The sequence below is a fragment of the Mycobacterium sp. DHQP2018-32-09 genome, assembly GCF_058148405.1.
In genome coordinates, this window is the sequence record NZ_JBYVYK010000025.1 from 23713 (window position 1) to 36626 (window position 12914).

Below are 12914 nucleotides of genomic sequence, written 5' to 3' on the forward strand. Positions count from 1 at the left end.
CGCTACACCGCGGGTGGCGGGCCGTCCAGCAGGGCGGAATCCTCGATGAGCGAGGTCCACCAGTTCGCGGGAAGGTCGGCGACGAAGAGGTTCTCGGTGCGATACCGTGCAATGCGCCAGCCGTCGGCGGTCGCGGCGAACGTGACATGCAGCCGGCTGGAACGCAGCACCGAGCGACCGTCGTCGTGGACCCACGGTTGAAACTGGACCCAGGTGCCCTCGGCGCCGTCCGCCTCGGCAACCAAGCTCTCCGTGCACAGGTAGTGCGTGTTGAAGGTCGGCTTCGGCGTCTCGGAGAAGAACGTCGCCATGTGGTCGCCAATGGCCCGCGGTCCGACCTTGCGGCCAAATTGGGCACCGTGTGCGCCGCCGACGCCCTCCCACACCCCGTCGTCGGTGAACAGAGCGCCGATCGCCATGGCGCGCTCCCCCTCTGACATGCCCGGCGCGGGAAGTGGTGCATCGCAAAGGAACATGTACCGGCCCAGGAGTCGGCGGACGGCCGACTCGGCCTCCAGCACACGCACCCTGGCGGTCAGTTCCGCCACCGCGGACTCGACGTCGGTCACCCCGCCACCACCTCTCGTTCGAGGGCGGCAACGACGTCGCGCGCGTCTCTCAACCACTGTTTGATCGTGGCGCCCGTCGCCCGTTGCGGAAGGTGGGCCAGTCGCACGGTGAGCGTGTAGTTCCCGCTGCGGTCCCGCGCGGGCAGCACGAGTGATCCGACGTCGTAGACCTGCTCGTCGCCGATCACACACGTGCGGTAGTCGATGCGGCTCTGCCGGATGGACTCGCGCAGCTGACGCTCCTGCGCCGGGGTCATGCGACCGGACTCGAACGTTCGTGAGGCCTGCCGCATGTCCTCGTACGCCGCCTGACCGTCGGACGGCAGGAAGGCGGCCAGGTACCCGTGCTCTCGCACGAACTTCAGCCGATCCAGGAAGACGAGGCGCTGCTCCTCACTGCAGTCGTGCAATTTCGCGAGCCAGCGGTCCTGCTCGTCGGGGGACTGATCGAAGACGTAGGTGTCACCGATCGGCGGCACGATCGGAACCCGCTGCGCCAGGCTGTTCTCCCGGTTCAGGCCGGGCGCGGTTGCCGACAGGACCACGGCCATCTCGTCGGGACTGATGGCCGTGAGAACCGACGCTTCGCAACCAATTCCGGTCGCCAGACGCTCGACGTCGGCACGCGCCGCATGCGCCGTGTGGATCGCGGGCAGGATTTCGTGATCCATCCGCGCCAGCAGTGAGGTGCAGACGAAGCTTCCATAGCCGCCCTGGAAGAAGATCAGCGGCGAGACCGGATTGGTCACGGCCAGGTCGGTCACCTCGCACAGTGCGATCCAGTGATCACCGGCCTCCACGGTGCGGTAGGGCCGGGTGTCGATCCAGGCGACCGAGTCGGCGAGCACTGGGTCGCCCGACGGCGAAGGAAACCAGTCGATGCCGTCGAACTTGTTCTCCCACCGCTGCGCGATGATCATCACCGCGTTCTCCTGCTCACCGCCAACGATGTTGATGCACAACGTCTCACATTCGCGTAAGCGGTCGAACGTCCTCGATGTCTTCATCGGCATGAACGAGACCAGGGGCGGGTCCAGCGACACCGAGCTGAAGGTGCCGACCACCAGGGCGAGCAGCTCACCGTCGGCGGCGCGTCCCGTCACCACCGCGACACCGGTCGGATAGTGACCGGTCACCTCGCGGAAGAGCTTCTGATCGACATTCGTCGTCGCGGCTTCGGACATTCGCGGACTCCTGCTCCATAGATGGGGAGTTGTTGGGCCTCCGCCAAGCTATTTCGCCGATGCCTACGCCGGTAGCAGGGAAATCTTTACTGTTCTCACCCGACCGTGACCGCCACACTGGACGAGTCGAAGTCGAAGGAGTCAACGGGTGCACACTCACCGGTGGAACCAGTCCATCGCAGATCAGCTCGCCGATGCGTCGTCCCGCCGGGTGTCGGCGACCGAACTGGCCCATGGCACGCGCCGTCGGATCGAGGCACGCGAGGATGAACTGAGAGCCTGGGTGACGTTCAGTATGGACCTCGACGAGCAGGCGGCCGCAGTGGACGGCAACGCCGCAGCACTGCCCCTGCGCGGCCTCTCGGTGGGCGTCAAGGATCTGATCGACGTCGCGGGACTGCCCACGCGGGCCGGCTCTTCGGTGACTCCCGCAGGTCCCGTCGACGACGACGCCGAATGTGTACGGCGGCTCCGGTCCCTGGGCGCCGTCATCCAGGGCAAGACCGTCACCACCGAATTCGGTTACTTCGCTCCGGGCCCGACCCGCAATCCACACGGCGGCCAACACACCCCCGGAGGTTCGTCGAGCGGATCAGCCGCCGCCGTCGGCGCCGGAGTCCTACCGTTGGCGCTCGGCACCCAGACCGCGGGGTCACTCACCCGACCGGCGTCCTTCTGCGGTGCCGCGGGGATGGTCCTCGCGCACGGCACCACCGGCATGGCGGGCATCGTGGGCCTCAGCCACTCCTTGGACACCCTCGGCCTGCTCACACGTTCGGTCGCCGACATGCGCACCGTCTACTCCGCGTTCACCGGCACCACCGACACCGTCGCAAGGGGAACCGCACGACCGACCGTGCACGTCTGGCACGGCAGCGCACTCGATGACACGGCAGCGTCGATGAATCACCTGCTGAGCAGGCTCCCCGAACTCGCCGCCGCCCTCGACGTCGAGAGCCGACCCCTGCAGTGGGACGATCACGTGCGCACCCTGGCAATCGACCACGCCACCGTGATGGGCTACGAGGCCGCCGCCACGCGGGCCGACGAACTGCGCCGATCAGCAGATCAGCTCAGCACCCCGTTGCGGCAGTTGCTCGAAAGCGGTGCCCAGGTCTCCTCTGCCGACGTCCACGCCGCACTCGCGCGCCGCGACCGTTCGCGCGACCTACTCAACGCCGCACTGGGCGACGGCGGCCTCATCATCGGCCCCGCCGCTCTCGGCCCGGCACCGGCCGGCCTGACCGCGACCGGTTCGCCGATCCTCAGCCGTCCCTGGCAGCTGCTCGGCCTACCGGTCGTCGTGGTCCCAGGAGCGGTCACCGAGTCGGGTCTCCCCCTCGGCCTGCAGATCGTGGGGTTGCCCGGCCGCGAGTACGACATGCTCGACCTGGGTGAACGCCTGGAAGGCGCACTGCGATCAGACCAGTCGCTCGGCCTCTCCTCTGGGGAGTTGATCTCGTGACCACACCGCACCCGACCCCGCCGCGCCCGGTCAACCACCACCGGCTGTTCCTCACCTGCTACGAGGACACATTCAACTACGGCTGGCACCACGTCGACCTGTTCGTTCACGACGAGCTGGGACGCGAGGTGAACTGGGTGCACTGGGCCGTAGAAGCCGACGGGCCCGAGGCCGCCGACGCGTCGATCCGCCGGGAGGAACCCTGGCTGCTGCGCACCACGCCGTGGCAACACCACGTCAGCGCCGTCGGCGCGAACTACTGGACCGCGGACGCGGCGTGGGACGACACCGTCGAGGAATGATTCGGCTGGGTCGGCGCAGGTAGGCCCTTGGGATGCGAGTCATAATCGTGCAATCATGAACGAGCCGAAGTCCGTCACCGTCGTGTACGTCGTGGACGACGATCCCGAGTTGTGCGAATCGGTGGACTGGTTGCTGGAGAGTATCGGCATCAAACCGGTGATCTGTCACAGCGCCGATGAGTTCCTGGCCGTGTACGACGGCAAGCACCCCGCGTGCATCGTGCTCGACGTGCGCATGCCGCACATGAGCGGAACGCGACTGCAGGAGAAGCTCAACGAATTCGCCTCGCACGTCGCGATCATCTTCGTCTCCGCGCACGGCGACATCCGGATGTCGGTGTCGACCCTTCAGGCCGGTGCACTGGACTTCCTCGAGAAACCCTACGAGCCGCAGCGTCTGCTGGACGCGGTGCAGGCCGGAGTGCAGGAGGCGAGAACGCGCTTCCACCAGTCCGACGCCCGTGGGGCGGTGCAGGGCAAGGTCGACTCGCTCACCCCTCGCGAGCGGGAGATCCTCGCTCTCGTCGTCGAAGGGCTTCCCAGTCAGAACATCGCCCGTCGGCTCGGGATGAGCGTCAAGACCGTCGACGTGCATCGGACTCGCATCAAGAGCAAGACCGACGCCGACAGCATCAGCACGCTCGTCCGCGACATCCTCCGCTATGGCGTCGAGGTTCCGCTCGAACAGTGACGCGTCAGTAGTAGTCCAGGACGAGACGGTCTCCGCGGGTGCGCGAGACGCACACCGCCATCACCTCGCCCCCGGCGCGTTCGGCCGCGGTCAGCACGTTGTCGCGGTGCTCGGGTTCACCGGACAGCACCTGCATGATGCACGTCCCGCAGATCCCCTCTTGGCACGACGTGTCGACGTCGCACCCGTTCTCCTCGAGCACCTCGACGATGCTGCGGTCGGCGGGTACGTGATAGGTCTGGCCCTCCAGTTCGACGTCGAACGCGGCGTTTCCGTCGGCACCCGGCTGCTCGGTGGCGTGAAAGTGCTCGTAGTGCACGTGGTCGGCGGACACGTGGCGACCCGCGAGATCGACGACCTTGCTCATGAAACCCTCTGGCCCACAGACGTAGACGTGCGTACCCGCCGTGGCCTTGCCGAGTGCGGCACCCAGCACCTGCTCTTGGCTGTCGCGGCCGAGGCCGACATGGGCGTGCAGCTTGTCCGGGCACCGCTCCCGCAGCAGCGGCAGGAACGCCGCGTCCTCCTCGGTGCGTGCGAAGTAGTGCAGTTCGAAGCTGATCCCGTGCACGTCCATGTACCGGCCCATGCTGAGCATCGGGGTGATACCGATGCCCGCGGCCACCAGGACGTGGTGCGCCGCGTCGTCGGCGATCATGAGCAGGTTGCGCGGCTCGCTGATCTTGAGGGTGTCACCGACGGCGAGCTCGTGCAGCGCCGTGGACCCGCCGCGGGAATTCTCCTCACGCTTCACGGCGACGACGTAGGAGTCCTCGGCGTCCGGTCGGCTGCACAGCGAGTACTGCCGGGTGACCGAGGTGGGCCCGACGACGTCGATGTGCGCGCCGGGGAGATAGCTGCCCAGCGGGGTGCCGTCGGCACGCGACAGCACGAAGGACTTGACGGTCGGCGTTTCCTGCACGATGTCGGTGACGATGACGTCGATCAGTGCCACGGTCTCACTCCCTTCCGGATCATGGTGCTGGATAGTCGGTCCGAGCAGTCAGCGGACGTACAGCCCGCCGTTGACGTCCCAGCATGCGCCGGTGACGAAATAGGCGTCGTCGGCCGCGAGCAGCGCGACCATGTCGGCGACGAACGAGGCGCTGCCCATGCGGCCCACGGGAATGCCCGCTATCACGGCGTCCAGTTTGGCGGGCGGCACCGTGGCTCGGACGACGGGAAGATCGTGCGGTCCGGGCGCGATGGCGTTCACGGTGACGCCCTTGGCTGCCAACTCACGGGCGAAGATCTTGGTGACCGTCAGGATCGCGCCCTTGGAGGCCGCATAGTGACCGCCGGTGGCGGTGCCGCCGTTCTGTCCCGCCAGGGACGCCATGTTGACGATCCTGCCGAAGCCCGCCTGCGCCATCGCCGCGCCGATCACCTGGCAGCCGAAGAAGGCGCTGTCGACGTTGGTCGTGAGCACCCGGTTGAACTCGTCGGCGGGCAGGGTCATCAGGTCGGCGGCCTTCGTGACGGCCGCGTTGTTCACCAGGATGGTGGGGGTTCCCCAATGCCGTTGGCACTCGGCCACACTCGCCTCGAAGTCGGCGCGATCGGACACGTCTAGCCGCACCGCCTTCGCGGTCGAACCGTCCGCGCTGAGTTCACCGGCGAGGGAACCCGCCGCGTCGACGTCGACGTCGGTGACCAGGACTCGGTGCCCGTCGCCGTGAAGACGTCGTGCGATGTGGGCCCCCATGCCGCCGGCGGCCCCCGTGACGACGGCGACGCCGCCGGTCACAGGAGGAAGCCCGAGGCGCTGACGGCGTCCTCGCTGTCGATCAGACGGACCACCTTGAGCGCGATCTTGTCGTCGCCGTCGGAGCCCAGGACGATCTGGTGGGTCAACTCGGCGCCAATCGTCGAGAACCTGTCCCGCTTGAACGCGTTGAGGATCTGCGCGGAGCGCACGGTCACCGTTTCGTCGCCGACGTGATCGACGGTGAAACGTGAGACGATGCGCACCGTGCGCGCGGCGGCCACGGCCGAGGGCGAGTAGCCCTGCAGCAGCCGTTCTACCCGCAGGCGGCGCATCCGGCGGTCGTCGTAGACCATGTTGAGCGACGCCTCGAAGTCCTCGGTGTCCGGGTCGATGGGGATGACGTAGTGGGCGTCGTCGGTGTACATCGACTCCCACGCCTTGTAGTCCTTCGCGTCCAGCAGCGTGGCTTCCGTCCAGATCAGCTGGATGGCGCGCAGCACCGTCGGATCGGCGAATGTCAGCAGCTCAGTCATCGGTCATCATCTTCTTCCACATCGCGTAGGACTCGCGCATACCGGTTTCGTCGGTGACGTGCGAGGTGGGCCAGCCCTCTTCGGTGAGGCGCTCACGGTTCTCGCCGCGGTTGACCAGGATCGGCATGGTCGGATCCCCGCCCGCGCCGATCTGGACGCGATCCCAGCCCTCGGCGTCGTCGGGGCTACCGAAGCCGAACGGGCCTTGGAAGTGCTCGTGGATGCGCAACCGCTCGCGGTTGACGTTCTCCGGCCCGCCCTCCATGCCCAGGGCCATGTGCCACACCTCGGTCTCGTCGACGCTGATCGGAACCAGCACGCGGAAGAACGACGACGACATGGCGACATTGGGGAACATGTTGAGGTTGAAGCCGCACCCGTGCATCGATCGCATGTAACGGCGGATCCGCTCCGGGCTCTCCCCCGCTTCGCGGAGTTCGTCGACGAGGTGCTGGAACCGCGGCTGGATCTCTTCGTCACCGTGGTCGACGTCGAGGTCGGCGTGGGCGGCCGCCATGATCGCGACGCTGTGCCCGTTGCCGAGTGCGTGCGTGACAGCCTCCGGGTCGTCCATGAACGACATCATGTTGGCGGTTTCGGCGTCCACCGAGGCCATCCACGACTTGTGCACCATCGGGAAGTGGTAACCGTCGGTGGTGTTCTCCAGCTGGATCTTCCAGTTGCCCCGGAACCGGAATTTGTGCGCTCCGAGCACCTTGGTCGGAAAACCGTTGCTCTGCTTGAAGAAGCGCTCCATCCACACCTTGGCGTCGCCGAGGAAGTCCTCGAGCGGTTCGGCGTCGGCGTTGAACGTCGCGAAGATCATGCCCAGGTAGTGCTCCGTGCGCAGCGTCTGCAGAGGGTAGTCCGCCTTGTCGATCACGCCTTCGTAGCCGTCGGGGTATGGGATGCCGCGCAAGCGTCCGTCGAGGGCGTACGACCAGTTGTGGTACGGGCAGGTGAAGCCGTTGGCCTTGCCCTTGCGCTGATCGCACACCGTCGCGCCGCGGTGCCGGCAGCGGTTGAGAAGGGTGTTGAAGTTGCCCTTGCGATCGCGCGTGACGATCACCGCCTGGTCACCGACCTGGGTCGTCTTGAACGAGCCCGACTCCGGAATCTCGCTCTCGTGGGCCACCCAGACCCACGTGCGGTAGAAGATCTTCTTCATCTCTTCGTCGAAGATGGCGGGGTCGGTGTACAGCTGGCCGGCAACGCGGTCGGTGCTCGCCAGCTCCGAGAATCGCGGTGCGGTTCGGCGCTCTACGGTGGTCATGTGTCAGCTCCCCTGGATCTGGACGTCGTCGCGGATAACGAGTTCCCGGCCCATCCGCGCTTCGATCTTGAAGTACTTCCACAGTGCGTATTCGCCGATCATGATGGTGCGCAACAGATTGCAGACCGCCTTGACGGTGGGCTGGTCGCGCACGTCGGCCAACACGTAGCACGTCCACGGCCAGCTGTCGGACGGCCCCACCATGTGCGAGTCGTCGTCGAAGGTGCCGATGACGTCGACGCCGTCCGTGTTCTTCAGCGTCGCCAGCATCGACGAGATGGCCTCCCAGACGGGCCCGATGTCCGCTTTGGGAAGGTCGAAGAAATTTTGGTTGTTGCCGATACAGAACAGCGTGCGAAGCGATTCAGTGCTCACTTGCGGTCTCCTTCACGTGATGTGATCCGGGCTGAGATGCGGTAGGTCACGGAAAGCTCGGGATGCCGGCGTCGAGGCCGAGCATCACCGCACCCGCGGCCTCGTAGGTGTTGGTCTGCAGCATTGCGTGCTGAGCGGGCACGAGCGCGTCGCGCAGGTAGCGCTGCAGCGGGTGGGTCGCGTAAATGGCACCCGTGCCGGCGAGATCGAAGGCCTTCAAGACGACGGCGCGCCCGACGTGGGCGGCGTGGGTCGCGCCCAGTCGCAGCGCGGCCTTGTCCAGGTCGCCGATCCGGTCACCCCGCACGGCCTTGTCCCACACCTCGTCGGTGACTTCGTAGAAGAAGGCACGCGCGGAACGCAACTCGGCCTCGGCTTGGGCGAGTGTCGTCTTGTACGCCGGCCGATTGCCCTTCGCGGCACCGCCGGTGATCGAGGCGTTGGCCGAGCCGACGTCGACGGAGAAGTCCAGCGCTCCCCGAGCGGCCCCCAGCGCGACGACCGCGAGGACCTGCGCGGCGTAAGGCAGAGAGGGGTAGCGGGTCAACGGCTCGTCGACGCGCGGCTCACCGCCGCGGATGAAGGTCATCTCCTCGGGCACGAACAGCCCGTCGGCCCGGATGGCGTGCGAGCCGGTCGCCTTCATTCCGGCCACGTTCCAGTTCTCGACGATCTCGACGTCGGCGGGCGACACGATGGCAGTCAACGGCCGCCCGTTGGTCTCCGGGCCGCCGACCAGGCCGATTCCGAGGACATCGGCACCGCGGCAGCCGCTCGCGAACTGCCACGTGCCGGTGCACCGATAGCCGCCGTCGACCTTCTCCGCCTCCTGCATCGGGAAGAGCCCGCCTGCATAGGCGACATCAGGTCCCGCGGCGAAGATCTCGCGCTGCGACTCGACGGGTAGCGCGGCAAGGTACACCAGCGAGGATCCGAAGCTGGCCACCCAACCCGTAGCCGGATCGACCGCCGAGATGCGCTCGACCATCTTCATGAACGTCGACGGCGGCAGCGGCTCGCCTCCGAAGGCCGCCGGGGTGGAGGCCCGGTACATGCCTGCTTTCTTCAGCAGATCGATGAAGTCCGCGGGAACGAAACGCTGTTCGTTGAACTCGTCACGCCGATCGCGCAGGACCGCCAGCGCCTCGTCGAAAGCGCGCACTCGATCAGGGCCAGCTGGTTCCGCCGCCACCCTGCGGACTGTGCTCTCGATCAGCATGGCTGTCTCCGTTCATCATTGGACTGACGGAAACGACACTATGGGCGGCGACGCGCCGGGGGTATGCGGAGTTCCCTCCCGCGGGGTAAGGCATTCACCTATAGCCGAAGTGTCATCCGGGCGTCGACGGTGTCCGTGTCGAGTCGGAGGTGGTGACCATGTTCCCTGCCAGCAGCGATCTCGCGGACATCGTGGAGCAGGCGGCGACGGGCATCCTCGTCCACGACGCGGCCAGTAAGAACGTGCTGTGGGCCAATCCGGCGGTGTGCCGCATGTTCGGCTCGGTAGCCGAACTGCGCCCGGTCACGGCTCGTCACACGAGCTCACAGGAATGTCGGTACCGCCGTGAGTTGGGCAATTCCCGGTTGCAGTCTGCGGTCGTGACGGGACAGAGCCGGCGGCAGTGAAAGTACCGGTCGAGGAACGGTCGCGATTTCCTCACCGATGAGTGCGCGACACTCGTCCACGCACCGAACTCGCCACAGGGTACCTAGGTGCGAATCCTGCTGCCGTTGCCCGCTTCCGAGTAAGGGAATCTGTACGGGACGGTTGGCAAGATCCAGTGGAGACGCGACGAGCCCGTGGATAGGTTGGCTACACCGCCTCACTCGCGTTGGCGGTGCCACGGGGATCATTCGAGGGAGCGTTTCCATGACCGATCTGTCGCAGATCAACACCGAGTTGTACATCGGAGGTGCGTGGACGCCCGCCGCCGAAAGATACACGACCCATAACCCCGCCACGGGTGAGCCGCTTCCGGACCTCGCAGCGGCGTCCGCCGCCGACGTCGACGCGGCCGTGTCGGCTGCCGACGCGGCCTTCCGCGGAGAATGGGGTGCACTTGCCCCGTCCCGCAAGGGCCTGCTGCTACACGCGCTCGCAGGCCTCGTCGAACGGGACGCCGAGATCCTCGGTCGTCTCGAGTCCCTCGACATGGGCCGTCCCTACGGCATGAGCGTCCAGTTGATGATCCCCAACCTCGTTGCGACGCTGCGTTACTACGCGGGGTGGGCCGACAAGATCAACGGCGAGCAGATCGCCAATGACGGCTACATGGGCGCGCCCATCCCGACGCACGCCTACACGGTGCGCGCGCCCCTCGGCGTCGTCGGTGCCATCGTCCCCTGGAACGCACCCCTGATGATCCTGGGTTGGAAGCTCGCACCGGCGCTGGCCTGCGGCAACACCGTGGTGATCAAACCGGCCGAGGACGCGGCCCTTTCGATCCTGCACCTGGCCGCACTCGTCGAGGAGGCCGGCTTCCCGGCGGGCACCGTCAATGTGGTGACCGGCCTCGGCACCGTCACGGGTGAAGCCCTCGTCGCGCACCCCGGCGTGAAGAAGATCTCGTTCACCGGGTCCACCGAAGTGGGTCGCTCGATCCTGCGCAGCTCGGCTGCGACCTTCAAGCGGACCGCCCTCGAACTGGGCGGGAAGGCGCCCCAGATCGTCTTCCACGACGCCGATCTCGATGCCGCGCTGCAGGGTTGCGCGATGGGAATGTTCTTCAACCAGGGTGAGGTGTGTGCCGCGGGAACCCGCGTGCTCGCGCATCGCAAGGTCTACGACACCGTCCTCGAGGGCCTCAAGGCCGCAGCCGAGGCGCAGGTGATCGGAGATCCGTTCGACGCCGACACCACGATGGGACCGCTGGTGAACGCCAAGCAGCGCGACCGGGTCGTGCAGTACCTGGGCGTGGGCGCCGACGAGGGCGCGACCGTGGTGACCGGCGGTTTCGCCCCGGATCGCCCCGGGTACTTCGTGGAGCCCACCGTGTTCGCCGGCACCAACGACATGCGCGTGGCCCGCGAAGAGATCTTCGGTCCGGTCGGCATCGTGATCCCCTTCGACACCGATGACGAGGCACTGGCATTGGCCAACGACAACGCCTACGGCCTGTCGGCCACGGTCTGGACCCGCGACGTCGGGCGTGCGCACTCGATCGCGGGACGCATCGAGGCCGGAGCCATCGGCGTGAACGGCTGGTCGCCGTTGGCGCCGCAGCTGCCCTGGGGCGGAGTCAAGTCCAGCGGGATCGGCCGAGAACTGGGCTCCGAGGGCATCCACGCGTTCACCGAGACCAAGACCGTCACCATCGTTCTGTAGCCGCCTCCACACCGAACCAGCTAAAGGTTTCCCACCTAGCCCACATGCGATCGGCGTTGTAGTGTGCATCACAGGTTGTTCTACGAACGTAGATACAAAAGTCAACCCACTCACGACCGTCAGGTGAACGACATGACCGCCTCCCCCGCCTCCCCACGTCGCAAGGTGATCGTCATCGGCGGCGGTTTCGCCGGCTTGACCGCAGCCCGCGAACTCGAATCCGCCGGCGTCGACGTCACCGTCTACGAAGCCCGTGACCGCATCGGCGGCCGCGCCTGGACGCACGAGCGACTCGGCGGACACGCCCTGGAGATGGGCGCGACCTGGGTGCACTGGATGCAGCCGTTCGTGTGGACGGAGATCACACGTTACGGCCAGGAGATCTATCCCAGCCCGGACATCGAGAAGGCGTACTGGGTGAGCGGCGACACGGTCGTCGAGGGCACCGAACACGACCTGGACGTGGCGCTGACGCCGCTGCAGGACAGGATCTTCGAGGGCTCGCGAGACTTCTTCCCCTATCCGCACGACCCGATGTGGATCCTGCGCGACGAGGCGACGTCGACCGAGGTGAAGGAGAACTTCCTCAAGGCGGACACCGGTAGCGTGCTCGACTGCCTGCGCAACGGCGAGTTCAGTCAGGAGCAGATCGATCTCGCCGACAGCTACTGGTCGGCGGCGTACCAAGGACCCACCGCGAGCGCCTCACCGCTGATGGCGAAGCACTGGGCGTCGCTGAGCGACCACCGCAGTTCGCTCATGGACGAGCAGACGCTGCGCTTCAAGCTCGTCAAGGGGATGCGCGGGCTCTACACCGCCATGTCCGAGGACCTCCGCAATCCGGTGCAGCTCGACTCGCCGGTCAAGCACGTCTCCTACGACGCCGACGGTGCCCGGATCACGCTGGAGGACGGCACCGAGGACGCGGCCGACGCCGTCATCGTGACCGTGCCGATCGGCGCCCTGCGCCACGTCGAATTCTCCCCCGCCTTGCCCGAGAGCCAGCAGGACGTCATCCGTGAAGGTTCCAACTCGGTCGGATTCAAGATTTGGATCAAGGTCGAGGGCCATCACTCGGTCATCGCCGGAGCACCGGGGAGGCACCCCATCTCGCTGATGCGCAGCGAGAAGTTCCTTGACGACGAAGACGCCACCATCCTCGTCGGCTTCGGATCGAATCACGAGGCCATCGACCTCGAGGACGTCGAGTCAGCGCAACGGGCGATCGACGTGTGGCGTCCGGACCTCAAGGTCATCGACTGCGGCGGACACGACTGGGTCGCGGACAAGTGGTCGGGGCAGACCTGGGCTACGTTGAAGTCCGGCCAGTTCTTCCACGGTTGGAGCCTGTTCCAGGAGTCCGATACCCGTCTGCGGTTCGCGGGTGCGGATTACGCGAGCGGGTGGAACGGCGTGGTCGTCGACGGTGCCATCGAGATGGGCATCAAGGCGGCCCGCGGGTTGATCAACGACTTCCGGGCGGGTTGAG

Annotated in this window: 14 protein-coding genes; 6 read left to right on the plus strand and 8 right to left on the minus strand. The window is 66.7% G+C overall.

Annotation, left to right across the window (positions count from 1 at the left end; all coding sequences use genetic code 11):
* Window positions 1–2: 2 nt before the first annotated feature.
* Together AC30CM_RS13935 and AC30CM_RS13940 are read right to left on the minus strand one after the other, a co-directional pair.
* A complete protein-coding gene (locus AC30CM_RS13935) occupies window positions 3–569 on the minus strand; it encodes a nuclear transport factor 2 family protein (RefSeq protein ID WP_490117479.1) in 567 nt (188 codons plus the stop codon).
* Complete coding sequence (locus AC30CM_RS13940) at window positions 566–1753, minus strand: flavin reductase family protein (RefSeq protein WP_490117480.1); 1188 nt, start codon at window positions 1751–1753, stop codon at window positions 566–568. The genes AC30CM_RS13935 and AC30CM_RS13940 overlap by 4 nt, the downstream gene beginning before the upstream one ends.
* Window positions 1754–1901: 148 nt before the next feature.
* Between AC30CM_RS13940 and AC30CM_RS13945 the strand changes: the two genes are divergently transcribed.
* Genes AC30CM_RS13945 through AC30CM_RS13955 form a run of 3 tightly spaced genes read left to right on the plus strand, consistent with a single transcriptional unit; the run spans window position 1902 to window position 4211 of the window.
* A complete protein-coding gene (locus AC30CM_RS13945; protein ID WP_490117481.1) occupies window positions 1902–3218 on the plus strand; it encodes an amidase in 1317 nt (438 codons plus the stop codon).
* Window positions 3215–3520 (plus strand): hypothetical protein, encoded by a 306-nt coding sequence (locus tag AC30CM_RS13950; protein WP_490117482.1) that lies wholly within the window; start codon window positions 3215–3217, stop codon window positions 3518–3520. Before AC30CM_RS13945 ends, AC30CM_RS13950 begins: the two co-directional genes overlap by 4 nt.
* A 55-nt stretch (window positions 3521–3575) precedes the next feature.
* Window positions 3576–4211: a response regulator transcription factor gene (locus tag AC30CM_RS13955; RefSeq protein ID WP_490117483.1), complete on the plus strand. Its 636-nt coding sequence runs from the start codon at window positions 3576–3578 to the stop codon at window positions 4209–4211.
* Between the two features lie 4 nt (window positions 4212–4215).
* Here the strand turns inward: AC30CM_RS13955 and AC30CM_RS13960 are convergent, their stop codons facing one another.
* From AC30CM_RS13960 to AC30CM_RS13985, 6 genes are read right to left on the minus strand one after another with little or no spacing between them, the layout of a single operon-like run.
* Window positions 4216–5166 (minus strand): PDR/VanB family oxidoreductase, encoded by a 951-nt coding sequence (locus AC30CM_RS13960; RefSeq protein ID WP_490117484.1) that lies wholly within the window; start codon window positions 5164–5166, stop codon window positions 4216–4218.
* Window positions 5167–5214: 48 nt separating this feature from the next.
* Window positions 5215–5958, minus strand: coding sequence for an SDR family NAD(P)-dependent oxidoreductase (locus AC30CM_RS13965; protein WP_490117485.1), 744 nt, complete (start codon window positions 5956–5958; stop codon window positions 5215–5217).
* Entirely contained in the window at window positions 5955–6452 is a 498-nt protein-coding gene (locus AC30CM_RS13970) for an aromatic-ring-hydroxylating dioxygenase subunit beta (RefSeq protein ID WP_490117486.1), read from the minus strand. Before AC30CM_RS13970 ends, AC30CM_RS13965 begins: the two co-directional genes overlap by 4 nt.
* Window positions 6445–7725: an aromatic ring-hydroxylating oxygenase subunit alpha gene (locus tag AC30CM_RS13975; RefSeq protein ID WP_490117487.1), complete on the minus strand. Its 1281-nt coding sequence runs from the start codon at window positions 7723–7725 to the stop codon at window positions 6445–6447. The genes AC30CM_RS13970 and AC30CM_RS13975 overlap by 8 nt, the downstream gene beginning before the upstream one ends.
* 3 nt (window positions 7726–7728) lie before the next feature.
* Window positions 7729–8100, minus strand: coding sequence for a hypothetical protein (locus AC30CM_RS13980; protein WP_490117488.1), 372 nt, complete (start codon window positions 8098–8100; stop codon window positions 7729–7731).
* 46 nt (window positions 8101–8146) lie between these two features.
* Entirely contained in the window at window positions 8147–9319 is a 1173-nt protein-coding gene (locus AC30CM_RS13985; RefSeq protein WP_490117489.1) for an acyl-CoA dehydrogenase family protein, read from the minus strand.
* A 158-nt stretch (window positions 9320–9477) separates the two neighbouring features.
* On the opposite strand from AC30CM_RS13985, the gene AC30CM_RS13990 reads away from it, so the two are divergent.
* The 3 genes from AC30CM_RS13990 to AC30CM_RS14000 all read left to right on the plus strand — a co-directional run bounded on the left by AC30CM_RS13990 (window position 9478) and on the right by AC30CM_RS14000 (window position 12913).
* On the plus strand, window positions 9478–9726 hold the full coding sequence (locus AC30CM_RS13990; protein WP_490117490.1) for a PAS domain-containing protein: 249 nt from the start codon (window positions 9478–9480) through the stop codon (window positions 9724–9726).
* A 244-nt stretch (window positions 9727–9970) separates the two neighbouring features.
* Window positions 9971–11425, plus strand: coding sequence for an aldehyde dehydrogenase family protein (locus AC30CM_RS13995; RefSeq protein WP_490117491.1), 1455 nt, complete (start codon window positions 9971–9973; stop codon window positions 11423–11425).
* Between the two features lie 132 nt (window positions 11426–11557).
* Window positions 11558–12913, plus strand: coding sequence for a flavin monoamine oxidase family protein (locus tag AC30CM_RS14000; protein WP_490117492.1), 1356 nt, complete (start codon window positions 11558–11560; stop codon window positions 12911–12913).
* Window position 12914: the final 1 nt, after the last annotated feature.

Excerpts from the sequence above, each read along its gene's own strand:
- AC30CM_RS13990 (WP_490117490.1), top strand. The coding sequence starts at position 9,478 with ATGTTCCCTGCCAGCAGCGATCTCGCGGACATCGTGGAGCAGGCGGCG.
- AC30CM_RS13995 (WP_490117491.1), top strand. The coding sequence starts at position 9,971 with ATGACCGATCTGTCGCAGATCAACACCGAGTTGTACATCGGAGGTGCG.
- AC30CM_RS13970 (WP_490117486.1), bottom strand. The coding sequence starts at position 6,452 with ATGACTGAGCTGCTGACATTCGCCGATCCGACGGTGCTGCGCGCCATC.
- AC30CM_RS13940 (WP_490117480.1), bottom strand. The coding sequence starts at position 1,753 with ATGTCCGAAGCCGCGACGACGAATGTCGATCAGAAGCTCTTCCGCGAG.
- AC30CM_RS13985 (WP_490117489.1), bottom strand. The coding sequence starts at position 9,319 with ATGCTGATCGAGAGCACAGTCCGCAGGGTGGCGGCGGAACCAGCTGGC.
- AC30CM_RS13975 (WP_490117487.1), bottom strand. The coding sequence starts at position 7,725 with ATGACCACCGTAGAGCGCCGAACCGCACCGCGATTCTCGGAGCTGGCG.
- AC30CM_RS13955 (WP_490117483.1), top strand. The coding sequence starts at position 3,576 with ATGAACGAGCCGAAGTCCGTCACCGTCGTGTACGTCGTGGACGACGAT.
- AC30CM_RS14000 (WP_490117492.1), top strand. The coding sequence starts at position 11,558 with ATGACCGCCTCCCCCGCCTCCCCACGTCGCAAGGTGATCGTCATCGGC.